This window comes from Mesorhizobium sp. ZC-5, assembly GCF_025753855.1.
Classification (GTDB): domain Bacteria; phylum Pseudomonadota; class Alphaproteobacteria; order Rhizobiales; family Rhizobiaceae; genus Neomesorhizobium.
On record NZ_JAOWPT010000061.1, the window covers coordinates 1 to 1,111 of the forward strand.

At 64.7% G+C, this 1,111-nt stretch carries 1 protein-coding gene and 1 pseudogene; both read right to left on the bottom strand.

What is annotated here, in order from left to right; all coding sequences use genetic code 11:
* The coding region (locus OHD58_RS30495) for a beta-ketoacyl-ACP synthase III (RefSeq protein WP_263807312.1) at window positions 1-914 on the bottom strand (914 nt) is incomplete at its 3' end.
* Window positions 911-1,111 (bottom strand): annotated as a pseudogene (locus OHD58_RS30500) (adenosylmethionine--8-amino-7-oxononanoate aminotransferase BioA); the annotation flags it as partial. The gene OHD58_RS30495 and the pseudogene OHD58_RS30500, both read right to left, overlap by 4 nt.

The window sequence follows — 1,111 nt, forward strand, 5'->3', positions numbered from 1 at the left end:
GGCCGAAACGGTTCCATCTGATGGGCTAGCGAAAGCGATAGCGGGATCGTCGCGGCGGAAGAGTTGCCGTAGTCGGCGATTGTCTTGACGATTGCGTGATCTGCAATGCCGAGGCTCCTCCCGACCGCATCGAAAATGCGGGCATTGGCCTGGTGCGGCACGAACCGATCGATGTCCTGCGGCTGCGTTCGGGCTGCGGCGAGCGCGTCCTTTGAACATGCAGTCATCATGTCCACGGCCCTTGCGAACACTTCGCGGCCGTCGGTCATCGTCATGCGGGTTTGCCCGAGATCCAGGCCACTTTGGAACGGGACGTTGCTTCCGCCCGCCGGGATCTGGATCAGCCCGTAGCGCGAGCCGTCGGAATCCACCGAGGCACCGAGAACGCCCCGATCAGGGTCCTCGCACGGACCGATCACGAGGGCGCCGGCGGCATCGGCGAAAAGGACCGAACTGGCGCGCTCGGCCGGGTTGATGCGGCGGCTGAGGATGTTGGCGGCGATGATCAGCGCTGGTTTGCCGTGCAGGCGGGTGAATCCATCCGCGAACATCAGCGCATAGATGAAGCCGGCGCAGGCACCGGTCAGATCGACCGCGCCTGCGCGGCCAAGGCCGAGCTTGTGCGCGACCAGGGGCGCGCTTGGCGGCAGGAGATGGTCGGGCGTCGAAGTGGCGAGCAACAGCAGACCAATGTCGCTACGGTCGATACCGGCGTTCGCCAGCGCCATATCGCCGGCCTGCGCGGCAAGGCCAGACAGCGTGTCTTCGTCCGTTGCCCAGAAGCGCGAACGGATTCCCGTGCGCTTTTCGATCCAGCCAGGCTCGAGGCCAAGATTGCTCTCGATCTCGGCATTCGCCACTTTGCGCCCAGGCGCATGATGACCAAACCCGAGAATGCGCGACGATCGGCTCATGGTTTTGAGCCGAAGCGTTCGCCGGCCTCCGCGATGGCGTCGTAGAGCCCGTCGAGCTCGTCGCCGGTGATGCAATAGGGCGGCAGAAGATAGAGCACATTGCCGAGCGGACGCACCAGCAGTCCGCGCTCGAGGAAAAAAGCGCGCAGTTTTGGCCCGATCTCGGCCAGATAGCCGGCTGAGCCGGCGTGCAGATC